Here is a 24864-nt window from a genome sequence, read left to right on the forward strand (position 1 = left end):
ACTAAAATTAATAAATGTTCAGATTATGAATCTTTCTTTAAGAACGTTTTTAAATTGTTATAGTCAATAAAATAGGTAACTCTTAAAGATACGGTGTTTTGAATTTCTTGATCAAATAACGAACCTAAACTTTCAGTATAATTTACTGTTGATTCATTATCGTTATTGAAAATTTGATTTCTGTATAACAGTGTCGCTTCACTACCTGGGGCAAACCTCCAGGTGTAACTTAAATCGAGGTTCCAAATATTAAAGTTAGCGTTAGGATCTTCATCAGTAGTATCATAACTAGCTAATTGACGTGTTCCATCTTCATTAAGTTCAAAAAATATGTTTTCAGTATAATCCACTGTTGTCCAAAAATTTCTAAAACGAAAGTTGATTGCTTTGTACGGATCAAAATTATAGCTTGCAGTAATAGCGTTTTCTAAACTAGTAATGTTTCGTTGTCCTAAAATGACCTCGTCATCAATAATGTTTACGTAACCAAAATTTTTATTTCTTAATGAAAAATCTGAGCGAAGTATCATATTAAACTTATCAGAGAATCTATATCTAGGAGAAAAATCAATGTAATATTGTCTTTGCGGATCATCAAAAGCGACTCTGCATCCTAGACCTGAATCTAAAGCAAATTTCTTTCTAAAGTCTGAAGAAATCCAAACACGACCTCCTACACTTTCAGGAAAAGAAACAAAACGTCCAGCAACTCTTGCTTCAAAATAGTCATCTCTTTTAGAGTCCCAAGAAACATTTCCACCAAAAGCAAACCGAGTAGGGAGTACAAAAAAGCTGTTAAAATTAATATAATTTTGAGTTTGTACACTTGGCTTATAAAGGCGTGAGTGTCGAGCTGTTAACTGAAAACGATATTTATTGAATGTTTTCGTTGGATTAAAAATTTCGTACGAAAGTCCTGCTACAAAGTTGTTGTAGTTGTTTGTTCGGTTTAAACCTAAATCATTAATATCAAAGGTTGTGTTTGCAAAATCGTGACCTACACGATATCTAAATTTACCTTGAGTGCTAGCAATATCTAGTTCTGTTCTAAGTCCAGATTGGTTTCCTGTTGCCAAATTTACATTACTAACTATTGCACGACCGCTAGTATTATAGGTGTTTTCTTTATCTGAAACATCAAATACGACTGCAGTTACATTTGCATCTCTAAAATGTCCATCTCTCACAACATTTGTATTGATTAAGGATATGGAAGAGTTATCATTAAATTGTTGATCTAATACAACAATGTTATAGTTTGTTAGTGGTTCAACCTCAACTTCGCGTATGGTTCCAGTAATTGAATCCCTTACAGCTGTAAAAGTACGTTCAGTGATTGCATTAAAAATTCCTATTCCTAAATTTTCTTGTGTTCTTCCTGAAACTTTAATAGCATTAAGTAATTGGACTCTTTTTGGAAATTCGTCAATTACTTCGTGCTCTCCTAATTCTTCTAATGGTCCAGAAGGGCGATTTCCTACACGTCTAGAAAAGAAGATTCTTCCTTTATTGAATAGTTCCGTTCCTTCTTTAAAAAATTGTCTTTGTTCAGAGAAAGTCTGTTCAAATGGACCAAGGTTTAATGTAACGTTGTCAAATGCTGCTTGACCAAAATCTGGAATTAATGTAGCATCGAGTGTAAAACTATCGCTCAACCCATATTTGATATCCATACCTGCACTAATTGAAGTTTCGGTTTCTCCTTCAAAATTAGATACAACTCCTTGCGCAAATGGGAATAGTGTTAATCGAGTAGGGGGATTTATGTTTCTTATACCAGAAATACTTGCATTGTATTGTGTTCTTTTTCCTTTTGTATTATCTATAGGAGCAAAACTGTGTGTTTCATTAATATGAATCATTTTACGATATAAATTAATACTCCAGTCTTGGACTTCTATTTCAGGAAATCTTAATGCTCGATATGGTATTTTAAATTCGGCATACCATCCTTTTGCATCTTTACTCATTCTTCCTTCAAAAACAACATTATAGCCTAAATCCTCGTTGTTTATTGAAATTTTAGAATCAAAAATTGTCCCAGCACTTGTTATCCCAAAGCGTGTTTCGTTAATGCCATCATTGTAAGTGTTAAGTGCAATAGCTATGTAATCTGCTTGTACATTGATGTCATCACGTTGCGAAAATTGACTTGCAATAGCATCAGGATCTAGATCATTTAAATATACAGCTACATAAACCGCTTTATCATCGTATGCAAGTTGGAACTCAGTTTCATATCCTTTCGAAATATCACCTTCAGTTCCTGGATCTAACATGTTAAAATTACCATACTTTGGTAAGGAATTCCAAATGACATCGTCTAAAGTTCCATCAATTTTTGGGCTATTTGTAATTCTAGATGCTTCAACACTTCTCTTTGAAACTTGAGAAAATGATATTGTAATTGCGCTAATGAAGAAAAGGATTGAAAGAAAATTTCGGCGTAGATTCATATTAAATTCTAGAGACGTTCGAATGCATTTTTTACAAATCTATAAGAGTCAACATTCCTTTCTATTAATAAAAAGTTAAATTAGTAGTACATAAATTAACACTCTTAAAAAGAATACTTAATTTCGTTAGAATGGAAATTGACTAAAACACTGAAATATTGAGTAAAAGAATTATTTTACTCACATTTTAAAACAATGAATAACTAAAATAAAATCATTTATTATAAATATTAATTGATTGTATAAATAAGCTACTATGAGCAACTATCGCTTTTTTGACGAGTACAATGAAGAAACAACAGAAGAACTAAAAAATAATTATTCTAATATAATATCAGGTTTAGGTGAAGATATTACTCGTGAAGGAATAGTAAAAACCCCAGAAAGAGCTTCAAAAGCGATGCAGTTTTTAACACAGGGTTATGATCAAGATCCTGCCGAAATTTTAAAAGGAGCAATGTTTGCTGAGGACTATAATGATATGGTTATTATTAAAGATATTGAATTGTACAGTTTGTGCGAGCACCATATTCTCCCTTTTTTTGGTAAAGCACACGTTGCTTATATACCTAACGGGCATATTGTAGGATTAAGTAAAATACCAAGAGTTGTTGATGTATTTGCTCGTAGATTGCAAGTGCAAGAGCGATTAACTCATGATATACTTGAGTGTATTAATGATACATTAAAACCTAAAGGAGTTGCTGTTGTTATTGAGGCTAGTCATATGTGTATGATGATGCGCGGTGTTCAAAAACAAAACAGCGTGACTACTACTTCAGGGTTTCGTGGTCAGTTTGAAAAAATTGAAACTCGTAATGAATTTCTGAAACTTATTAGTAGTAGTCTATCGTAGTATTTTTTTGGTATAGAAGTTGCTTTGTATGTTGTAATAAATTACGGGTCAAATAGACTAATAAATAAAACACAACATGCAAAATATAAAAACATCATTGCTAAGAAAGAGTTTGCTCTTTGATGCGATAGGTATGGTTACTATGGCCATCCCAGTAATAGGACCATTTTTAGACATTATTTGGGCACCATATGCCGCTAAACAAATGAGTGAAATGTATAAAGGAAGAGAAGGTAAAATAGCCTCAGTAATTGTCTTTATTGAAGAGATTATACCTATGACCGATTTTATACCAACATTCACCTTAATGTGGTTGTATACATTTGTTTGGAAAAAAGAAGATTCTAGAACAATGCAACCTATTGAAATTAGAATAGACGATTAATTAATATCCTTTTTATAAGAAATGCCCAAGATTTAAACCTTGGGCATTTTTGTTTTTAACTAGTTATGTTAATTTCTGAAATTATAAAAAAAGGAAGTAAAATCTTTTAGTTGTCATCTTTCAGAAGAAATCCAAGTCGCATACTGCGAATCATTTTCTTTTCAAAATTCCAGAAAAATTGAAACTCACCAAAAAGCCATCCGAAGAAAACTAAAAATACTTGATAGAGTGGGAAAACCATTAAAATTCTAATAGGCCAATATATATACCACGCTAGATTGTTAGAAATGCCAACAGCTTCAGTTACTGGCCCAGCTATTTTAGCTGCCGTACTTCCTGTAATTGCAAAGACTATAAAAATGACTGTTAATTGCCAGTTAGTGGTAATATTCCACTTTTCTTTTAATCGTTTCATTTAAGACGTTGATTGTATTTTTGCTCAAAAAATTGGAAATAATTAAAGAGTAAATAGTTTACTTCTTTTCCGTAGTGAACATTTCGGTCATAATTTATTTCTTGTGGATATAAATCTCGAGAACGTGATATATCTCTTACTCGTCTGTTGTATTCTTGAGAGTAAAACAAGTTTTTACTTTCTAAAAAAGTTTCACTGTAATATTCCTCATTTGGCTGTGTGCTTAAATACCTTTCAAATCCTTGTTCTAAAATTATTATTTCATAATCAAGAGATTCATTTGCAATTGTTATAGTGTCTGTAATGACATTATTTGCATCTTTAGTTCCACCAGGCATCTCTTTGCTAGGTTTACAATTTATTAGTGAAATACACAGTACAAGATAGAGTGGAAGAAGCTTCATAGTAAATAAAAAATAAAATTATACAATTAAATTAAGAGTCTAACATTTTTAACGTGCTTTAACAAAAAAAAGCCACTTCTATTAAGAAATGGCTTTAATGATATTAAGCTATTGTTTTTGGAATTTTTATTTTCCGAAAAGACCTCCTAAAAGACCACCAATTCCACCAGAATTACTGTTTCCGCCACCAAGTACCATTCCAGCGATATCATCAATAACGCTTCCGTCATTGTCACCATCTAAAATAGACTCGATTAAGCTTTGTTGTTTTGGTTGTGCATCATTTCCACCACCAAGTAAACCACCAAGTAAGTTTCCAATACCATTTTGGTCAGCTACGTTTTGTTCTTTTGTCTGTTTTCCTAAATACCCAAGTAATACTGGAGCTGCAACTTGTAAAATTTGCATGACACCGTTTGTATCAATACCTGATTTTTTAGAAACTGCACCAACCACATTATCTTGAGATCCACCTAATACGTGACCTAAGATACCTAAGCCGTCTCTTTTTACTTCTTCATTAACTCCACCACCAAAAAGACCTCCAAGGTTGTCTAGTATACTTCCATCGTGTTTTCCACCGCTAAGTGCACTCATTAAACCTGCGGCACCATCAGGACTACTTGCATTTCTTTTCATTGCTCCCATTAATAATGGTAAAGCTGCTGTTAATGCGGAAGCAGTTTTATCTGCTGGTTGATTTGTTTCTTGACTAAGGCCACCAATTAATTGACGTCCCATATCACTGTTTAATAAGTCTAATATTCCTGACATTTTTATTTGAGTTTTTTAAATTAAATTACTGTTTTCATAAATGTACAAAAAAACAATCTATCAAAACTTAAACAACCTGTAACTTTTTAAGTGTTACAGGTTGTTTTCGTTAATTGTAATTAAATAAACGTTAAGCCGTTAGCCTAATATCTCTACAATTTGACTTGCAAGCTCAGTACCTATTCTATCTTGAGCTTCATTAGTAGCAGCTCCAATGTGTGGTGTTAACGAAATTCTGTGATTCATTAATACTTTCATTGCTGGAGTTGGTTCTTCTTCGAAAGTATCTAGCCCCGCAAAAGATAATTTACCGCTATCTAAAGCTTTTACGAGTGCAACCTCATCAATCACACCACCTCTAGCAGCGTTAATTATTGCAGCACCATCTTTCATTTTAGCTATTTCGGCTTCGCCTATTACATATTCTTTTTGTGCAGGAACATGTAATGTAATGAAATCACTATGTTGAATTAATTCTGAAACAGGCTCCGTTTTAATTTTCAATGTTACTTTTTGACCGTCGTAAAAATCAAGTGTTATATCTGCTTCACCTACATAGTTGTCACTTGCAATTACCTTCATACCACAACCAAGTGCTATTTTAGCAACTTCACGACCTATTCGTCCAAAACCGATAATTCCAATCGTTTTACCACGAAGTTCAGCACCTTGTGCGTAATTCTTTTTTAAGTCTTTAAAACGTGTATCACCATCTAAGGGCATATTACGGTTAGCATCATATAAAAAGCGAACACCTCCAAAAAGGTGAGCAAATACTAATTCGGCTACTGATGAAGAAGAGGCTGCAGGTGTATTAATTACCTTTAAGCCTTTTTCGCGAGCATAGGTAACATCAATATTGTCCATACCAACGCCGCCACGACCAATAACTTTTAAAGTAGGGCAGGCGTCAATTAATTCTTTCCTTGCTGTAGTTGCGCTTCGAACTAATAATACTGAAATTTTATGTTCGTTGATAAAATTTACAAGTTGCTCTTGAGCAACTTTAGTTGTAATTACTTCATATCCTGCTTTTTCTAAAGCGTCGATACCTGATTTTGAAACTCCGTCGTTTGCTAATACTTTCATTTAAAACTTATTTTTAATCTCTACAGTAGTAGAAACCGGTTTTATTATTATTTATCGTAGTTGAAATCCTTAATTATTTATGCTACTTTTTCTAACTCTTTCATAACATCAACTAACACTTGTACGCTTTCTACAGAAAGAGCGTTGTACATTGATGCTCTGTAACCGCCCACACTACGGTGACCATTTAAGCCATTTATTCCAGCTTTAGCACACATAGTATCAAATGTTTCTTTTAAAGCATCATTTGTAAGTACAAACGTAGCATTCATCTTAGATCTATCTTCTTTGTTCGCTACAAAACCATTAAACAATGGATTGCGATCAATTTCTGTATAGAGTATTTCGGCTTTTTTATTATTTATTTTTTCAATAGCTGCAACGCCACCTTGTTCTTTTAGCCACTCCATTGTTAACATTGATACGTAGATTGGGAATACAGCGGGTGTATTAAACATACTGTCTTTAGAAATGTGAACTTTATAATCGAGCATTGAAGGAATCTGGCGAGTAACTTTACCTAGTATTTCTTCTTTAACTACAACTAGAGTCGTTCCTGCTGGTCCCATATTTTTCTGAGCTCCAGCATATATTAAATCGAATTTAGAAAAATCTAAAACTCTTGAAAATATGTCACTACTCATATCGCATATTAAAGGACAGTCAGTTTCTGGAAACTCATTCATTTGAGTTCCAAAAATAGTATTGTTACTTGTGCAGTGAACGTAGTCTAATCCAGAAGAAATAGTTACATTTTTAGGGATATAATTAAAGTTAGCTTCTTTAGATGATGCTAAAATTTCAACTTCACCAAAAAGCTTAGCTTCTTTAATTGCTTTGTCAGACCAAGTTCCTGTATTATAATATCCAGCTTTTGTTTCTAGTAAATTATAAGCCACCATTAAAAACTCCATACTAGCTCCACCTTGTAAAAACAATGCTTTATATCCTTTGTTTTGTAGTCCTAAATGTTCTAAAGCTAATTCTTGTGCACGTTCCATAACCGCTACAAAAGGCTTGCTTCGGTGTGAAATCTCTAAAATAGAAAGATTTAGTTCGTTAAAGTTTAAAACCGCTTGTGATGCTTTTTCAAAAACAGATTGTGGTAAAATACAAGGTCCTGCGCTAAAATTGTGTTTTTTCATGGGTGCTGAAGTTTATTTTTTACAAAGATGTGAAATAGGGAAAACAATATAAAATGAACGCATAGATTTAATTGTTAAGTTATTAACCTTGTGAAAATATGTGTTAAGAATAAAATTTGTGATTACGGAATATCTAATAATCCTACTATATATTTAAGATAAATTCAATGGTGTCAACACCGTCAGCATAGTCCCAAAGTTGAGGATTTTGAGTTTCTCCGTGTGCTAAGTGATCGTTTGAAACAATACATTGAATTTGATCAGTCTCATTTTCTAGTTTTTGTTTTGCTTTCTCAACAGTTTCGTAAAACTCGTAAAAAACAACCGAAATAGGAGAAGAGTAACCCGCATCTTCTTTCAATAACATAAATTCATTATCAAGTAATTTTATATTACTCATTAAATAAACAGCTTTGTTATAATCGTAGTTATTTGCATATTTATGATTATTAATGATATCTTTTGCAATAAACATATTATTAAAAAAGTGATCCCAATCATACCCTTTAGGCACTAATATTTTAGAGACATTTCGGCAACCAAGTCCAAAATATGTAAAAACATCTTTCGCTAATAATTGCATTTGCTCAGGTGTTTCGTTACCAGTAATAAGCGCAACGCTATTTCTGTTTTTGCGAATAATATTTGGATGTTTCTTGAAATAATAGTCAAAATAACGAGCAGTGTTATTACTACCAGTAGCTATAACTGCATCAAAATCGGTTAGCTGATCTTTAGTAGTACGGATGTAGTTCTTAAATTCAGGATTTATTTCAAATAGCTTCTGTGTTAAATAACTAAGTAGAATTTTATCGTTTGATGACATTTTAGATAAAACAGTATTACCTGTAATAAGTACAGAAATAAAATCATGAAAACCAACAAGCGGAATATTCCCTGCCATTACAATAGCAATTGTCTTGGGATTTAAATTTTCTTCGGAAATATTATATAACGAAACCCATTGCTCTAAATTTGATTTTGTTAATGCTTCGCTCCATTGCTTAAGTGCTAATAATACAGAATCCTCTGTGAACCACCCGTTGTTAGCGCGAGCAGCTGAAAGTAATTCTCTCATTTCAATACTTTCTGGTTGAGAAATATTGTTTTGAATTGTTGCACCTAAAGCTGTAAAAGCGTTAATTCTTTCTTGTAATTTCATACTTGGTTTGGAGTTGCCGATTGTAGACGTTAAATTTGCACAAAGTTAAGAAAAAGAACCCCATACTATGGCAATAATAATAACAGACGAATGTATCAATTGTGGTGCATGTGAACCGGAATGTCCAAACACAGCAATTTACGAAGGAGCAGATGACTGGCGTTACGCTGATGGTACTGATTTAGAGGGTAGTTTAGTACTGCCTAATGGAAAATCAGTTGATGCAGAAGAAACGCAGGAACCAATTAGTGACGAAATCTATTATATAGTAGCAGATAAGTGTACAGAATGTAAAGGTTTCCATGAGGAGCCACAATGTGCAGCTGTTTGTCCAGTGGATTGTTGTATTCCAGATGATGATAATGTTGAAACAGAAGAAGTATTACTAGGTAAACAAGCATTTATGCACCATAAGTAAACATATTTCAATTTCATTGTATAAAAAAAGCATCCACTAAAGTGGGTGCTTTTTTTATATGTTGTTTTTAGCTGAAATAATAATTATACAATTTTCTTCCAGATTTTTATTAAACCAAGAGCACAGGCTGTCGTAACACAGCTTAAAATAATAGCCACTGTTGTCTTTCCGTAGATAAAATATCCTGTAGCGAATAAAAAACTATAAGTACCTATAACGCCCATTAAAAAGGCTAGAATTTTAAAGTTGATATTCTTAAACTTACTCTCATCTCCAAAAACTAAACTTTCAAATGAATTAATAGTTTCGGTTTCAGAAGGTTTTGTTAGTAGTGTAACGATTATCCATCCTACAGTTGTAATTAACACACCTAATATTAATTGCCAATGTCCATCTAACTCAAACATAGGAGTTGCCAATTTCTTGTTTATGAAAAAGAAGATTGCAATTATAAAGGAAATAGCCATGGCTGCAATTTCACTATATGGATTGATTCGTTTCCAGAACCAACGAAGAATAAATAATAAACCAGTTCCAGCACCTATTTGTAATAATAGGTCAAACACATCTTTAGCAGATTTAATATAGAAAGAAAATAAGGCAGCACAAATCATTAGAATTACAGTAGATAATCTACCTACAAATACCTTTTGCTTTTCAGTAGCATCTTGCTTAATAAATCTTCCATAAAAATCATTTACGATATATGAACTTCCCCAATTTAGTTGAGTTGAAATGGTGCTCATAAATGCAGCAATTAGTGAAGTTAGTACAATTCCAATTAATCCTGCTGGTAAGTATGTCATCATAGCAGCATATGCCACATCGTGCCCTTGCATTTCTTCATTTAAGTTTGGGAATGCAGTGGCAATAGAATCTAATGTAGGGAACAATATTAATGAAGCTAAGCCAACCAAAATCCAAGGCCAAGGTCTAACTGCATAATGTGCAAAATTGAAAAATAAGGTAGCCCAAGTGGCATTTTTTTCATCTTTAGCGGCAAGCATTCTTTGTGCTATATATCCACCACCACCAGGTTCAGCTCCTGGATACCAAGTACTCCACCATTGGACGGCAAATGGAATAATAAATAATGTTATGAGCATTTCAGTATTAGAGAAATCTGGTAGAATGTTTAGTTTTCCCACTACATTCTCGTGTGTTAATAAATTTTGTAAACCACCTATTTCAGGAATATTTATTATATAAATAGTTGCCCAAACGGAGCCTACCATTGCTATAACAAACTGAATCATATCAGTTATTAAGACTCCTTTTAATCCACCTAATGATGAATAAAGTACCACAATGATTGAAGAGTAGAGTAGAGCTTCTTCTTGTGAAATACCTAACAGTATGTTTGCAATTTTAGCCCCAGCTAAACAGACGCCTGCCATTGTAATTATATTGAATATAACACCTAAATAGATGGCTCTAAATCCTCTCAAGAAGCTAGCGGATTTTCCTGAATATCGTAATTCGTAAAATTCTAAATCGGTATTAATTCCAGATCGTCGCCATAGTTTTGCATAGAAGAAAACGGTAAGCATACCTGTTAGTAGCATTGCCCACCAAACCCAATTTCCAGATACTCCATTAACACGTACAAGTTCAGTTACAAGACCTGGTGTATCAGCAGCAAAAGTTGTTGCTACCATTGAAACACCTAAAAGCCACCAAGGCATATTTCTTCCAGAAAGAAAAAATTCCTTTGTGTCTTTTCCTGCTTTTTTAGATACTACAACACCAATAATTAAAAAAATGATAAAAAAGGCAATTATTAATGCCCAGTCTAGTGTTGTTATCTTCATATTAATCTTTGATTAGGGTGAGTTCCTTTGCTTGACCTACCCAATTGTCACGCTCAATACGTCCTGGGAAAAAATCTATAAGTGTAGTTAGAATTCTGATATCCTTGATTTGAAGTCTACTTATTTGATCAAAATTATAAATACCTATTTCGTTAAGTTTTTGCTCAATGTAAGGACCTATACCGTTAATTTGAGTTAACTGATCCTTTTTACTTTTATTTGCATATCCAATACTTTCAAAATCCAGCGATGGTGAATTGATTGAATAATTAACAAAATTGCTTCTGGTTCTCGAAATAATTGAATCTGGTGCCACTGCAACTTTAGGTTCAACTTTAGAAGGTAGCGGTGAATCAAATTGTTGATCTCTTACTGCTTGAATAATTTTGGGCTTAAGTTCTGTAAAGGTCGTGTCAACTTTTTTTGCTTTTTCTGAAATTTTAAAAGCATTAATTTGTTTTTTTAAAGCAGCAATTTTCGAGTCTTTAGTCACTCTCATTCCATAAGAGCCAAAGATGTATCCCAATATAAATGTACTAAACATCAATAGTGCTATCCCAATAAAACTTGGGCTAGATAGTTGATTTAAAAATTGTTCTAAGTTCGTCATTATTTAGTAAACTGTAATTCTACTCGTCTATTAATCCTGCGTCCTGATGCTGTTTTATTGTTTCTAAGGGGTCTAAATTCTCCCATTGACATAGCTTTCATTCTACTTGGATTAATATCACCTTTATTTTTAAAATACCAACGCATTTCTTTGGCATAATTAAGTCCTAATAAGTGATTGTCCTGCGAATCTCCCACATCATCTGTATGCCCTGTAATAATAAGTTTAGTTGCAGGATTTGCATCCATAATATCTTTCACTTTGTACATTAAGTTGTCTAGCTCATCATTTTGTAAGATACCTGTATCCGAAAAATTTGGGTAGAAAATTATCTTTTTAGGTGTTTCGACAAATTTAGGTTTTAATGCTGCAATTCTGTTTTGATCTAAAGGACTAAATTGAAACGTAATACCTTTATTATAAATTTCGTTTTTATCAAACTCAATGTCTTCAATTACTGAAACTACTACTATTTTTTTACTTTCGATGCCAGTTGCTACAAGTTCTTTAACAATTAAGTCGCCTCTTTGAACTCCTAAGTTAGAATCTTCAAGTCTTTCTAACGGACTGTAAACAGACAATACATGTAATTCAAGATCGGGATTATCGTATAAATAATTATTTAATTCATATTTATAATCGATACTCGATTCAGGAACAATAATGCCTACTGAATCTTTCTTAAACGAAATTCCCTCAATAAAACTAAAAAGTGTGTCATTAGAAACAGCTCTAGCGACTAAACCAACCGCTATTGGTTCTACTATTTCTGGAGGTATAATTGAATCAATGGGTTTAATAGTCTCGATGATAGGTTCTATGGTTTCGTTTAGCGAACTAACTTCAAGATCCTCTATTAGTTCATTGTTTACAGAGGCTACGGTATCATCTGAAGATAACCATGAATAAATCCACAAGCCAAAAGTCGTCCAAACAAGGAAGATAAAAAAAGCTAGAATGAAGTTTTTCATATAGTTAGTATGCATTTGACAATGTAATATCTAACGTGAAATTAGATAACTAACAAATTTAACAATTAATTTGCAAAAAAGAAACCTGATTTAAGCGGTTCTATTAAAATATTATTTATAGTTTTGCTGCATAATTATGAACAACAATCAAGTACATCATCATCATTTAATAAACCACGCTCCTGCGAGGAAATGATGTTGTTGTAATAATTTACTATATAATCTAAACCCGTTTGAGCAATCAAGCGGGTTTTTTTATTTCTGCTGGTTGCTATTTTAAAAATCTCAAACACCCTAGATTATTGGTTTAATGTTTAAAATCAATTGAGATTATTAATAAACTGTTTAAAATGAAAAAACTAAGAATAGCAATTCAAAAATCTGGTAGACTACACGAAGAGTCTATACAATTACTTAAAGAGTGTGGAATATCAATTGATAATGGGAAAGATCAGTTAAAAGCCACTGCAAAAAACTTCCCAATGGAAGTCTATTATTTACGTAATGGAGATATCCCTAAATATTTGCTTGATGGCGTAGTTGACTGCGCAATTATAGGTGAAAATGTATTAATTGAAAAAGAATATGATATCCCTTTTATTCAAAAGTTAGGCTTCTCAAAGTGTCGCGTTTCTTTAGCAATCCCTAAAGGAGAAAGTTACACAGATATCAACTTTTTTAACACTAAACGTATAGCAACTTCATACCCAAATACGGTGCGTAATTATTTGAAAAGTAAAAATGTTACAGCAGATTTACACCTCATTAATGGTAGTGTGGAAATTGCTCCAAATATAGGCTTGTCTGATGCCATTTGCGATATTGTAAGTAGTGGAAGTACATTATTTAAAAACAATTTAAAAGAGGTAGTTACCATTTTAAAGAGTGAAGCAGTACTTGCAAAATCTCCAGATATAGATGCAATTTCTAGCGATATTTTAGAAAAATTGAATTTTAGAATTCAGTCTGTTTTAATGGGAAGAACTTCTAAGTATGTTTTGCTTAACGCTCCCAATGAAAAATTGAATGAAATTATATCAATCCTACCTGGGATGAGAAGCCCAACAATTTTACCCCTAGCCGAAGAAGGATGGAGCAGTGTGCACAGTGTATTACAACAAGATACTTTTTGGGAAATAATAGACCAATTAAAAATGGCTGGAGCAGAAGGTATTTTAGTATGTCCCATTGAAAAAATGGTAGTTTAATAACCCTTCAACCCAAGTCAGCACTATCAATAGTTGATTATTAAATAGAAAAACTATGAAAACATATACAAATCCAGCACCTTCAAATTGGAACGAAATACTAAAACGTCCCACGAAATCTTTTGAAGAAATTGAGAAAACTGTTAGTGACATTTTTAATGAAATTTCAAAAAAAGGAGACACAGCTGTATCAAAATATACCTCACTTTTTGATGGAACAAGTTTAAATGAAATTAAAGTTTCCGAAGAAGAATTTAGCAAAGCAGAAATGCTAATTCCCGAAGATTTGCAAAATGCAATAAAACTAGCCAAATCTAATATTGAAAAATTTCACAAAGCACAGAAAACTCCTAAAGTAGAAGTTGCAACAATGCCAGGCGTAAATTGCTGGCAAGAAAAAAGAGCTATTGAAAAAGTAGGCTTATATATTCCAGGAGGAACTGCACCATTATTTTCAACGATTTTAATGTTAGCAATACCAGCAAAAATTGCAGGTTGTAAAGAGATTATTCTTTGTACACCGCCTAATAAACAAGGGGAAGTAAATCCTGCCATCCTTTATGCGGCGGAGCTTTGCGGAGTTAAAACTATTTATAAAGTAGGAGGGATACAAGCGATTGCTGCAATGACTTTTGGAACAGAAACCATCCCTCAAGTTTATAAAATATTTGGCCCAGGAAATCAATTTGTGACAGTTGCTAAACAATGGGCTACAAGGTTTGGTGTTAGTATTGATATGCCTGCAGGACCTAGCGAATTATTAGTTTTTGCAGATGATACGGCTATTCCGTCGTTTGTAGCTAGCGATTTATTGAGTCAAGCAGAACACGGTATAGACAGTCAAGTGGTTTTAGTGAGTACTTCTAAAACGATGATTGAAAATACTAAAGCAGAAATTTTAAAACAAGTAGAAAAGCTTCCTAGAAAAGAAATAGCACTACAAGCATTAATCAATGCACGATTTATAGAAGTTGAAACTGACCAAATAGCATTGCAATTAATTAATACCTATGCGCCAGAACATTTTATTGTTTGTGCAGCAGACGAAACGTTTTTTGTAAATAACATCGCTAATGCAGGTTCTGTTTTTATAGGAAACTTTACTCCCGAAAGTGCAGGTGATTATGCCTCAGGTACCAATCACACATTACCTACAAATGGCTATGCAAGACAATATAGTGGTGTTAATCTAGACAGTTTTACCAAGAGTATAACATTTCAGAAAATTTCAGAAAAAGGAATAACTGCAATTGGACCTTCTATCGAATTAATGGCAGCAGCCGAAGGTTTAGATGCTCACAAAAATGCAGTTACATTAAGGTTAAAAAAATTACAAGGAAACTAAACTATGAACACTACTTTTAACTTAGAATCATTAATTCGTCCTACAATTAATGCATTGAAACCTTATAGTTCAGCGCGAGATGAATTCGATAGTAACGACGGCAAAGCAATTTTATTAGACGCAAACGAAAGTCCATTTTACAATGGATTAAATAGATATCCAGATCCACATCAACGTGTTTTAAAACAGAAACTTTCTGAATTAAAAAATATTCCAACAGATCGCATATTGTTAGGAAACGGAAGTGATGAAGTGCTAGATTTACTCTTTAGAGCATTCTGTGAACCTAACCTTTCGAGTATCATCACCTTGACTCCTACTTACGGAATGTACGATGTTTTAGCTTCAATTAATGCTATTGAGAATATTGAAGTGCCACTTTCAGAAAATTTTAATCCTGAAGTTGCCACAATATTAAAAGCTATAAAACCATCAACAAGGCTTTTGTTTATTTGTTCTCCTAACAACCCAACAGGAAATACTTTTTCTGATGAATCAATTGAACAATTGCTCAATCAATTTAACGGTTTAGTGATTATAGATGAAGCATATATTGATTTTTCAGATAAAACATCTTGGTTAGAGCGATTAGAAAAATTTCCTAATCTAGTTATAACTCAAACAATGTCTAAAGCTTGGGGATTGGCTGGAATTAGACTTGGTTTTTGTTTTTCATCGCCTGAGGTTATATCGGTATTAAAGAAAATAAAACCCCCTTATAATGTTAATGAGCTTACACAACAACGCGCTTTAAAGCAGCTAAATAATGCTGATGTTGTTTCTGTTGAAATTAATACAGTTAAGCAAAACAAAGCGAAATTGATAAATGATTTAAACAGTTTCAGTATGGTTGAAATGATTGCTCCGTCTGATACAAATTTTTTATTAGTTCGTTTTTTGGAACCTCATAAAGTATATCACCATCTACGAAATAATGGAATAATTATTAGAAACAGAAGCACTTTAAAGGGATGCGAAAACTGTTTACGTATAACGGTAGGAACTGAAAAAGAAAATGAAAAGCTGCTAAATAGTCTAAAAACACTAGTTGTTTAAGTTATTTTAAGGATTTACAAACAAAGCGAAGTATATTAACCCTTATTCAACATTAACCAAAAAAATTAAACCAATGAAAATTATTAAAACAGTTGTTTTACTTAGTCTTATGTTTTTCAGTTCAAATCTTTTAATAGCCCAGGATGATGTTCTTGATGAGCTAGCTGGAGATGATATTGAAATTTCAGAAGAAGATCTGGAAGAATACGTAGCATTTATGAAATATGCTGATAGTATTGATAAAACGTTCGATTACAAATACGGCGAAGTTATTCTTGAAGGAGGAATGGCAACTTTAAATGTTCCTGAAAATTATAAGTTTCTAGATAAGCCACAGGCAAATAGAGTATTAACTGAATTGTGGGGAAATCCAGAAGACGATACAACTTTAGGGATGTTAATAAAAGAAGGCGATACACCTATTAGTGTTGACTACGGAATTGAAATTTCATATTCACCAGACGGCTATATTGAGGATGATGATGCTAAGGATATGGACTATGACGATTTGTTAGAAGAAATGCAACAAGACACTCGCGATGTAAATCCAGAACGTGAAAGATTAGGTTATGGAACAATGGAGCTTGTAGGTTGGGCATCTAAGCCTTTCTATGATGAGGCAAATAAAAAACTGCATTGGGCTAAAGAAATTCATTTTGACGGTGAAGAAACAAATACCCTAAACTATAACATTAGAGTTTTAGGAAGAAAAGGATACATCAACTTAAATGTAATTGGAGACATGGAATATCTAGAAGATGTTCAAGAGAACTTAGCACCAATTTTAAGTAGTGTGAAATTTACAAACGGAAACACATATGCAGACTTTGATCCAGATATGGATGATATTGCTGCCTATGGAATAGGAGGACTTATAGCAGGTAAGGTATTAGCAAAAGCAGGATTTTTTGCGCTAATTCTTAAATTCTGGAAGTTTATTGCCATTGGTGCAGTAGCAGCTTTTGCAGGAGTTAAAAAGTTTTTCTTCAAAAAAGAAGAAGAAGTTGCTGTTGTTCGATCTAATAGAGACGAATTACCACAGGAAACAGAACCAAAACCATAAAACACACATTACTTTGAAAAATAGAAAAGTATTATTTATAGACCGTGACGGTACCATTATCAAGGAACCTGCAGACGAACAAATAGACTCGTTTGAAAAACTAGTTTTTTACCCTAAAGCATTTACCTTTTTAGGAAAAATAGCAAAGGAATTAGATTTCGAGTTAGTGATGATCACTAATCAAGATGGTTTAGGAACTGACGTCTATCCTGAATCCACCTTTTGGCCAGTGCATAATTTTGTTTTAAAAACATTTGAAAACGAGGGAGTTGTTTTTGATGAAATTATCATAGACAAAACATTTGCTAAGGATAATCAACCTACAAGAAAGCCTGGTACAGCCTTGCTAACTAAATATTTTGAAGAAGATTACGACTTAGAAAATTCGTTTGTAATAGGCGATAGACTTACGGATATCGAGCTAGCAAAAAACCTAAATGCAAAAGGTATTTTCATCAATGATCATACAAATTTAGGCACAGCCGAAATTACAACAACTGAACAATCGCTAAGAGACGTTATAGCTTTAGAAACTAACGATTGGGAAAAGATTTATAATTTCTTAAAGTTAAAAGAACGTTCAGCTTCCATCATTAGAAACACTAACGAAACTAAGATTTCTATAGATGTAAACCTTGACGGAACTGGGAAAAGTACTATTGATACAGGAATTGCTTTTTTTGATCACATGTTAGATCAAATTGCTAGACATGGCCAGATGGATTTAAACATCAAGGTTAACGGTGATCTTGAAGTTGATGAACACCATACAATCGAAGACACCGCAATTGCTCTTGGAGAAGTTTTTGCACAAGCATTAGGAAATAAATTAGGAATGGAGCGCTATGGTTTCTGTTTACCAATGGATGATTGTTTGGCTCAAGTAGCAATTGATTTTGGTGGAAGAAATTGGTTAGTTTGGGAAGCAGATTTTAAACGTGAAATGATAGGTAAAATGCCAACTGAAATGTTTTATCATTTCTTTAAAAGCTTTACTGATGGAGCAAAAGCAAACCTCAATATTAAAGCGGAAGGCACTAATGAGCATCACAAAATAGAAGCAATTTTTAAAGCCTTTGCTAAAGCAATAAAAATGGCGGTAAAAAGAGATGCTGATAAAATGATACTACCAAGTACTAAAGGAGTTCTATAAAATGAAAATAGCAATAATAGATTATGGTGCGGGGAATATTAAAAGTATTCAGTTTGCGCTACAAAGATTAGGCTTTGAAGGAGTTTTAACTTCAAATGAAGCTGAAATTCGTCAAGCAGATAAAGTGATTTTTCCTGGTGTGGGAGAAGCAAGTAGCGCAATGGAAAAATTAGTGAGTTCTGGATTAGATAAGGTAATTCCAACCCTAACACAACCAGTTTTAGGAATTTGCTTAGGTATGCAGCTTATGTGTACATCAACGGAAGAAGGAAACGCAAAAGGACTTGGAATATTTAATGTAACCGTAAAACGATTTAATGCAGCGGTTAAAGTTCCACAAATAGGTTGGAATACTATTTCTGAATTAAAAAGTACGTTGTTTAATAATATAAAAGACCCGTCCTTTATGTATTTAGTGCATAGTTATTATGCTCCATTGTGTGATAATACTATTGCAACTACCACATACGAAACTGCCTATTCAACAGCTTTAAAAAGCGATAATTTTTATGGTGTTCAATTTCACCCAGAAAAAAGCGGCGAAGTAGGAGCGATGATTTTGAGTAATTTTTTAAAAATTGAGGAATGAGAATTATACCAGCAATAGATATAATAGACGGAAAATGTGTTAGACTCACCAAGGGGGATTATGACACTAAAAAAATATATAATGAAAGCCCATTAGAGGTTGCTAAACAATTTGAGGCACACGGTATAGAAAACCTACACGTGGTTGATTTAGATGGCGCAAAATCGCAACATATAGTAAACTATAAAGTGTTAGAGTCGATTGCGTCAAAAACAAACTTGAAAATTGATTTTGGTGGAGGATTAAAATCTGATGAAGACCTTCAAATTGCTTTTGAAAGTGGTGCAAGTCAAATTACTGGAGGAAGTATCGCTGTTAAAAATACTGAAATGTTCTTGTGTTGGTTACAGCGTTATGGTTCAGAAAAAATAATTCTTGGTGCAGATGCAATGAACGAAAAAGTTGCAATAAGTGGCTGGCAAGAAGATAGCCATCTAGAATTGATTCCGTTTATTAAGAAATATCAACAGGCAGGAATAAGCTACGTTATTTGTACAGATATAAGTAAAGACGGTATGTTAGAAGGACCTTCATTTGAGTTGTATTCAAGAATATTAACACAGTTAGGTAATGCTACTGCAACTACACCATTAAAATTAATAGCATCTGGAGGGATTTCAACATTTGATGAGTTACCTAAATTACAGGAGTTAAATTGTGAAGGAGTTATTATAGGTAAAGCGATTTATGAAAATAGAATTAGCTTAAAACAATTAGAAAATTTCATCTTAAAAAATAATTAATCGTGCTTACAAAAAGAATAATTCCGTGTTTGGATATTAAAAATGGACGCACTGTTAAAGGTGTAAATTTCGTGAACTTACGTGATGCTGGAGATCCAGTTGAATTGGCTTCTTTTTATTCTAAAAATGGAGCAGACGAATTGGTTTTTCTTGATATTTCAGCAACCGAAGAACGCCGTAAAACTTTAGCAAATTTAGTTTTAGAGATTGCGGCTAAAATAAACATTCCATTTACAGTAGGAGGTGGAGTGGCTAGTATTGACGACGTGTCGCAGCTGTTGAATAATGGTGCAGATAAAGTAGCAATTAATAGTGCTGCGGTAAAAAAACCAGATTTGATTGATAAAATTTCGGGAAAATTTGGCTCACAGTGTTTAGTGGTTGCAATTGACGCAAAGCAAATAGAAGGCGAATGGATTGTCCACTTAATAGGAGGTAAAACGCCAACAACAATAAAATTATTTGATTGGGTAAAAGAAGTTGAACAGCGAGGCGCCGGCGAAATTCTATTTACTTCAATGGATCACGATGGCACTAAAAATGGTTTTGCAAATGAAGCATTATCGACAATTTCAAGATTAGTAAATATTCCTGTCATTGCTTCGGGAGGAGCTGGGAATATGCAACATTTTGAAGATGCTTTTATAAAGGGAAAGGCGGATGCAGCATTAGCAGCAAGTGTATTTCATTTTAAAGAAATTGAAATTTCAAAACTTAAATCAACATTAACTGCAGCAGGTATTGCAATAAGAAATTAATACAATGAACATAGATTATACTAAATATCAAGATGGCTTAGTGCCTGCTATTATTCAAGATAGTACGACAAAAAAAGTACTAATGCTTGGGTTTATGAATGAAGAGGCTTTTTTAAAAACTTCTGAAACTAAAAAAGTTACCTTCTTTAGTCGCACAAAAAATAGATTATGGACTAAAGGAGAAGAGAGCGGAAATTTTCTACAATTAGATGCTATTGCATTAGATTGCGATCAGGATTCACTATTAATTCAAGTTACACCTGTTGGACCTGTATGTCACAAAGGAACTGATACGTGCTGGGGTGAGGATAATGTTTCAGATTTTGGCTTTATTTCATCATTAGAGAGCATTATAGAATCTCGTAAAATTTCGGCTGATAGCGAGAAAAGTTATGTTGCTTCATTATTTGAGAAAGGGATAAATAAAATTGCACAAAAAGTAGGAGAAGAGGCTGTTGAGGTTGTTATTGAAGCAAAAGATGATAATGATGGTTTGTTTCTAGATGAAAGTGCCGACCTATTATTTCACTATTTAATTTTATTAAATGCGAAAGGATTTTCTATTAATGATGTTGTTGAGGTTTTAAAGAAACGACAGTAATTGCAAAAATTTTAAAAAGAATAACGGGAAATTAGAATACGCTAATTTCCCGTTATATTTTTAGTAGTTATGATTATAACTTAGCCGCAATACCTTGCGCTACTTGTGTCCAAGCTCCTGTTTTTCCTACTTTTTCTCCTAGTCGAACTATAACAATGTTTTTTTCAGGGTTTACATAAATGTGTTGTCCTAAAATACCTTCAGCTTCGTAGGAGTTGTCTTTTTTATTAATCCACCATTGGTATTGATATTGCTCAACACCACCAGCACTTGAGTCTATTTTAGTTGAATTTTCAACCCATTTCTCTGAAACTATTTGAGTTCCATTCCAGTTTCCTTTGTTTAGATATAGACGTCCAATTTTAGCAAAATCTCTTGCTCTTGCATTTAAGCAACAGAACGTTTTTTCTACACCATCATTTTTTCTGTCTAAACTCCAAGTAGCATCATATTCCATCCCTAATGGAATCCATATTTTTTCTTCTAAATAAGTTGTTATTGTTTTGTCTTTTAATGCTGCATTTAAAACCATTCCAAGCACTTGACTATCACCGCTACTATATCTAAATTGGGTGCCAGGTTCCGTAGCAATTTCCATATTGTTAACTGCTTTAGTAAGGTTTGTGCCGTAATAGAAAGTTGCAGCATCACCAAAAGGGTTTACATAGCTTTCATTAAAATCTATTCCAGAGGTCATATTCAGTAAATGCTCAATTGTGATTTTGCTGAAACGTTCATCATTTAAGTTCGATAAGTAGTTTGTTATTGGCTCATTAATAGAAGTTATCGTGCCATCATCTATAGCGCAGCCCACTAAAATGGAAAGGATAGATTTAGCCATTGAGAATGAATTTACAATAGAAGATTCTTCGTAGTCATTTAAATAGCGTTCATATTTTATTGAATCATTTTGAATAACAATATAGGCAACTGTTTTATTAGATGATAAATAATCTTCAAAAGTTATTTTAGAAGCAATACCTTTTGACGTTAGCGAAATTGAATCCTGAATAAGCGGTGATGTTGAAGTTTTAAATAAAAATGGTGATACTGCTTTTGTAGCTTTTCTAGAAGGAAATATTTTATGATCTGTAATATCAGCATAATTATAATAGACAAATCTTCCTACTTTACAAGAAGTAAAATTGAAAGCTATAAGAAGTACTAAAAGGATGTTTTTGGTTTTCATAATGTTTGTTTTAATGCCGAATATTCGGGTTATTGAATGTAATTGATGATACAAACATATTTTAAACAAGCGCTTGAAACTATTATATATAGTGCTTTGGGGTGAAATGACTTCTCCTTGTGGTGAAATTTTAGACCTAATTTGAAATACCTTTTTAGCGTGGTGAATTTTTATTGCTGAAATGCGCCTTTTACTTTTGAAGTATGCGTTTTTGAAACAGGAATTAAAATTTCAGCAGAAAGAATAACTGATAACTTTCCTTGTTCCATTTTGAATTGTTGAAAATGAACTGGATTAATTAAATAGGAGCGATGTGTTCGCATTAATTCAGGAATGGCTATTTCTATTTTAGATAATTTATTTCTAATTAATTGCTTTTTGAGAACGCCATGATTTAAAAAAGCAACTTCAATATAATTATCATCTGCTTTAACAGCAATCAAATCATTTAATTGAATTCTTAAACCTTCATAAGTTCCTTCGCCTTCAATTTCAATCTTTTGATCTTCTATTTGTTTTTCAAAATAACGACCAAAAGCCCATCGTCCTGCTAAAATAATTGGTAGGATAGTACTAATTGCAGGAACGTAAATGGCGCTGATAAAATAGCCAAGTGTGTAAGGATTTTTAGCACCTGGAACTATTACATATAAGTATATAGCACGAGAAAACAATAGGCCCAAAATAAACATAGATATAGTAAATAGTAACTCGTTTAAAATGGTCCATTTATTTATATTATTTCGGTATAAAAAACCTTGTAATGGTAATATCAATAAATATGCTATTGCGCCTGCTAAGCCATATAAAGGGAGGTATAACAATTTTTCGATTCCTTTAAATTCATTTGTATCTAAAGGTTCTGTTAATGCTAGGAATAAAAATATCCAAACAGCTAATCCTAATGCAATTAATAGGTGATGTTTAATCAGTGGATCGAACGGATATTTATTTTTCACAATTAAATATTAAATTGAATTTTAAAAATATAAAAATACTTTTGTTTTAGTACCTTTCATAAACCAAACATAACCTAATGTCCTCGAAAAGAAAAAAGACAACGAAGATTAAATTTCCGAAGCATAACATTCGTAAAACAAAGAATGAAGTTCCTGGTGCAGTAAACTATACTGGTTCTAAAACGGGTGTAACTAAAGTTGAGATTATTGATTATTCTAAAAATCATTATAAGAGGGTTGATAGTGAGGATATTGAAGATGCATTTGGATTTGAAACTTCCGAACATATTACTTGGATTAACGTAAACGGACTTAATAATACAGCTGAAATTGAAAGGTTAGGGGAGTATTACAATCTACACCCACTTATACAAGAAGATATAGTAACGACAAATCAACGTCCTAAAATGGACGAATATGAAGATTACTTGTTTATCGTTTTTAAAATGTTGCATTATACAGATGATGGCGATTTTGTAAACGAGCATGTAAGTATGGTAATGGGTAAAAACTATGTTACTACATTTCAAGAGGCTGATGGCGATGTTTTCGATGGATTGAGGGATCGTTTAGAAAATGCAAAAGGACGCATTAGAAATGCTGGAGCAGATTATTTAATGTTTGCCGTACTTGATGCTGTAGTGGATAATTACTTTTCTGTTATTGAAACATTAAGTACTAAAATTGAGTATCTAGAGGATCAACTTTTTAGTGATGAAACAGATGCAGATATAACGCAGGATATTCAAAAACTTAAAAAAGAAATTTTACGTATCCGAAGAGCCGTCGTGCCATTACGAGAGGTTATAAACCGACTAGAAAAAACAGATACCGAATTAATTGAAGCCCGAACTCAGAATTATATTAGAGATTTATATGATCACATTATTCAAGTAAGTGAAAGTGTTGATATTTACCGTGAAATGATTTGGGGGCTTATGGATATGTATATGACAACTATAAGTAATAAAATGAACGAGGTAATGAAGGTGTTAACCATAATGGCATCTATCTTTATTCCATTAACTTTTATGGCAGGGATATATGGGATGAATTTTGAATACATTCCTGAACTACATGTTAAAAATGGATACTTCTATTTATGGGGAGCGATGATTGTAGTTTTTGTGGGGATGATTTGGTTTTTTAAAAGAAAGAAATGGCTCTAGGTTATACAGCTAATTAAATGACATAAAAAAAGGTTTCAGAATTACTGAAACCTTTTTAAATTATTAAAATCTGTATTAGTAAATTATCCTAATTTAACCATCCTTTTCCAGCTGCACCTTTACTGTAGAAATATAAAAATATCGCTACTGCAATAACAAGTAATGGCATAATAACTACTGAATTCCCAGAAACTTCCATAATGTTAGTTGCTAATAGCCAATAGATTTCTATAATTAATACTGTTAGTAATGAAATCATAAAGAATAATGTAGCCACCTTTTTTTTAAGTACTAGAAGTATTGCACCTACAACTCCAGTTAAGACAGCTATCCCAAAGAGTATTGAATACCATTGAGGTAAAGATTCCATAATACTAAACTCTTCGGGGCTTACCGAAGCTCTTAAACTTTCTAATTCATAATTTCCTAGGTAGAATTGGTACATTCCCATTAAGTTCCATAATAAGGCTAGGATACCGACAATTAAGAATGATTTAGGGACATTTTTAGTAGTGTTCATAATATTTGGTTTGGT

26 protein-coding genes are annotated in these 24864 nt (G+C 32.8%); 13 read left to right on the plus strand and 13 right to left on the minus strand.

The genetic code is table 11. The features are described from left to right. Nucleotides 1–23 precede the first annotated feature (23 nt). On the minus strand, nt 24–2456 hold the full coding sequence (locus GBH57_RS06795) for a DUF5916 domain-containing protein (protein ID WP_151673363.1): 2433 nt from the start codon (nt 2454–2456) through the stop codon (nt 24–26). A gap of 256 nt (nt 2457–2712) precedes the next feature. On the opposite strand from GBH57_RS06795, the gene folE reads away from it, so the two are divergent. Both folE and GBH57_RS06805 read left to right on the plus strand, forming a co-directional pair. Further along, nucleotides 2713–3312, plus strand: a complete 600-nt coding sequence (gene folE / locus GBH57_RS06800; protein WP_151673364.1) for a GTP cyclohydrolase I FolE — start codon at nt 2713–2715, stop codon at nt 3310–3312. 76 nt (nt 3313–3388) lie between these two features. After that, entirely contained in the window at nt 3389–3697 is a 309-nt protein-coding gene (locus GBH57_RS06805) for a hypothetical protein (protein ID WP_151673366.1), read from the plus strand. 106 nt (nt 3698–3803) lie between these two features. Here the strand turns inward: GBH57_RS06805 and GBH57_RS06810 are convergent, their stop codons facing one another. The 6 genes from GBH57_RS06810 to GBH57_RS06835 all read right to left on the minus strand — a co-directional run bounded on the left by GBH57_RS06810 (nt 3804) and on the right by GBH57_RS06835 (nt 8686). Continuing rightward, nucleotides 3804–4112, minus strand: coding sequence for a DUF6787 family protein (locus GBH57_RS06810; RefSeq protein ID WP_151673368.1), 309 nt, complete (start codon nt 4110–4112; stop codon nt 3804–3806). Then, nucleotides 4109–4516 (minus strand): DUF6146 family protein, encoded by a 408-nt coding sequence (locus tag GBH57_RS06815; RefSeq protein ID WP_151673370.1) that lies wholly within the window; start codon nt 4514–4516, stop codon nt 4109–4111. The genes GBH57_RS06810 and GBH57_RS06815 overlap by 4 nt, the downstream gene beginning before the upstream one ends. 126 nt (nt 4517–4642) lie before the next feature. After that, entirely contained in the window at nt 4643–5290 is a 648-nt protein-coding gene (locus GBH57_RS06820) for a DUF937 domain-containing protein (RefSeq protein ID WP_151673372.1), read from the minus strand. Between the two features lie 138 nt (nt 5291–5428). Continuing rightward, complete coding sequence (locus tag GBH57_RS06825; RefSeq protein WP_151673374.1) at nt 5429–6379, minus strand: D-2-hydroxyacid dehydrogenase; 951 nt, start codon at nt 6377–6379, stop codon at nt 5429–5431. A gap of 77 nt (nt 6380–6456) precedes the next feature. Further along, a complete protein-coding gene (gene serC, locus GBH57_RS06830; protein WP_151673376.1) occupies nt 6457–7524 on the minus strand; it encodes a 3-phosphoserine/phosphohydroxythreonine transaminase in 1068 nt (355 codons plus the stop codon). A 145-nt stretch (nt 7525–7669) separates the two neighbouring features. Next, nucleotides 7670–8686, minus strand: a complete 1017-nt coding sequence (locus tag GBH57_RS06835; RefSeq protein ID WP_151673378.1) for an acyl-CoA reductase — start codon at nt 8684–8686, stop codon at nt 7670–7672. Nucleotides 8687–8753: 67 nt separating this feature from the next. Between GBH57_RS06835 and GBH57_RS06840 the strand changes: the two genes are divergently transcribed. Next, nucleotides 8754–9104: a 4Fe-4S dicluster domain-containing protein gene (locus GBH57_RS06840; protein ID WP_151673380.1), complete on the plus strand. Its 351-nt coding sequence runs from the start codon at nt 8754–8756 to the stop codon at nt 9102–9104. Nucleotides 9105–9187: 83 nt separating this feature from the next. On the opposite strand, the gene GBH57_RS06845 is transcribed toward GBH57_RS06840, so the two are convergent. From GBH57_RS06845 to GBH57_RS06855, 3 genes are read right to left on the minus strand one after another with little or no spacing between them, the layout of a single operon-like run. Beyond that, nucleotides 9188–10915 (minus strand): sodium:solute symporter family protein, encoded by a 1728-nt coding sequence (locus GBH57_RS06845; protein WP_151673382.1) that lies wholly within the window; start codon nt 10913–10915, stop codon nt 9188–9190. 1 nt (nt 10916) lies between these two features. Beyond that, nucleotides 10917–11525, minus strand: a complete 609-nt coding sequence (locus tag GBH57_RS06850) for a helix-hairpin-helix domain-containing protein (RefSeq protein ID WP_151673384.1) — start codon at nt 11523–11525, stop codon at nt 10917–10919. Further along, a complete protein-coding gene (locus tag GBH57_RS06855) occupies nt 11525–12496 on the minus strand; it encodes an OmpA family protein (protein WP_161596074.1) in 972 nt (323 codons plus the stop codon). Before GBH57_RS06855 ends, GBH57_RS06850 begins: the two co-directional genes overlap by 1 nt. 350 nt (nt 12497–12846) lie before the next feature. Here GBH57_RS06855 and hisG point away from each other — a divergent pair, with 350 nt between their 5' ends. From hisG to hisIE, 9 genes are all read left to right on the plus strand, one after another. Continuing rightward, nucleotides 12847–13704 (plus strand): ATP phosphoribosyltransferase, encoded by an 858-nt coding sequence (gene hisG, locus GBH57_RS06860; protein ID WP_151673388.1) that lies wholly within the window; start codon nt 12847–12849, stop codon nt 13702–13704. A gap of 55 nt (nt 13705–13759) precedes the next feature. After that, nucleotides 13760–15049: a histidinol dehydrogenase gene (hisD, locus tag GBH57_RS06865; RefSeq protein WP_151673390.1), complete on the plus strand. Its 1290-nt coding sequence runs from the start codon at nt 13760–13762 to the stop codon at nt 15047–15049. Nucleotides 15050–15052: 3 nt separating this feature from the next. Continuing rightward, entirely contained in the window at nt 15053–16105 is a 1053-nt protein-coding gene (gene hisC, locus GBH57_RS06870; RefSeq protein ID WP_151673392.1) for a histidinol-phosphate transaminase, read from the plus strand. A gap of 73 nt (nt 16106–16178) precedes the next feature. Beyond that, nucleotides 16179–17168, plus strand: coding sequence for a DUF2167 domain-containing protein (locus tag GBH57_RS06875; RefSeq protein ID WP_151673394.1), 990 nt, complete (start codon nt 16179–16181; stop codon nt 17166–17168). Between the two features lie 13 nt (nt 17169–17181). Beyond that, the gene (gene hisB / locus GBH57_RS06880; protein ID WP_151673396.1) at nt 17182–18321 is read left to right on the plus strand and encodes a bifunctional histidinol-phosphatase/imidazoleglycerol-phosphate dehydratase HisB; all 1140 of its coding nucleotides are present in this window, start codon (nt 17182–17184) and stop codon (nt 18319–18321) included. A 1-nt stretch (nt 18322) separates the two neighbouring features. Beyond that, nucleotides 18323–18910 carry an imidazole glycerol phosphate synthase subunit HisH gene (gene hisH, locus GBH57_RS06885; RefSeq protein ID WP_151673397.1) on the plus strand — a complete coding sequence of 196 codons (588 nt, stop codon included), beginning with the start codon at nt 18323–18325 and terminating at the stop codon, nt 18908–18910. Next, complete coding sequence (gene hisA / locus GBH57_RS06890) at nt 18907–19653, plus strand: 1-(5-phosphoribosyl)-5-[(5-phosphoribosylamino)methylideneamino]imidazole-4-carboxamide isomerase (RefSeq protein ID WP_151673399.1); 747 nt, start codon at nt 18907–18909, stop codon at nt 19651–19653. Before hisH ends, hisA begins: the two co-directional genes overlap by 4 nt. 2 nt (nt 19654–19655) lie before the next feature. Continuing rightward, complete coding sequence (gene hisF, locus GBH57_RS06895) at nt 19656–20411, plus strand: imidazole glycerol phosphate synthase subunit HisF (RefSeq protein ID WP_151673401.1); 756 nt, start codon at nt 19656–19658, stop codon at nt 20409–20411. Nucleotides 20412–20415: 4 nt separating this feature from the next. After that, nucleotides 20416–21012 (plus strand): bifunctional phosphoribosyl-AMP cyclohydrolase/phosphoribosyl-ATP diphosphatase HisIE, encoded by a 597-nt coding sequence (hisIE, locus tag GBH57_RS06900; RefSeq protein WP_151673403.1) that lies wholly within the window; start codon nt 20416–20418, stop codon nt 21010–21012. A gap of 73 nt (nt 21013–21085) precedes the next feature. Here hisIE and GBH57_RS06905 read toward each other — a convergent pair whose 3' ends face one another. Next, complete coding sequence (locus tag GBH57_RS06905; RefSeq protein ID WP_151673404.1) at nt 21086–22201, minus strand: serine hydrolase domain-containing protein; 1116 nt, start codon at nt 22199–22201, stop codon at nt 21086–21088. Between the two features lie 170 nt (nt 22202–22371). Next, on the minus strand, nt 22372–23160 hold the full coding sequence (locus tag GBH57_RS06910) for a LytTR family DNA-binding domain-containing protein (protein ID WP_151673406.1): 789 nt from the start codon (nt 23158–23160) through the stop codon (nt 22372–22374). 77 nt (nt 23161–23237) lie between these two features. Between GBH57_RS06910 and corA the strand changes: the two genes are divergently transcribed. Further along, on the plus strand, nt 23238–24329 hold the full coding sequence (gene corA, locus GBH57_RS06915) for a magnesium/cobalt transporter CorA (RefSeq protein WP_151673408.1): 1092 nt from the start codon (nt 23238–23240) through the stop codon (nt 24327–24329). Between the two features lie 88 nt (nt 24330–24417). Here the strand turns inward: corA and GBH57_RS06920 are convergent, their stop codons facing one another. Next, nucleotides 24418–24849 carry a hypothetical protein gene (locus GBH57_RS06920; protein ID WP_151673410.1) on the minus strand — a complete coding sequence of 144 codons (432 nt, stop codon included), beginning with the start codon at nt 24847–24849 and terminating at the stop codon, nt 24418–24420. Nucleotides 24850–24864: the final 15 nt, after the last annotated feature.

This window comes from Patiriisocius marinus (genome assembly GCF_008974325.1).
Taxonomy (GTDB): domain Bacteria; phylum Bacteroidota; class Bacteroidia; order Flavobacteriales; family Flavobacteriaceae; genus Patiriisocius; species Patiriisocius marinus.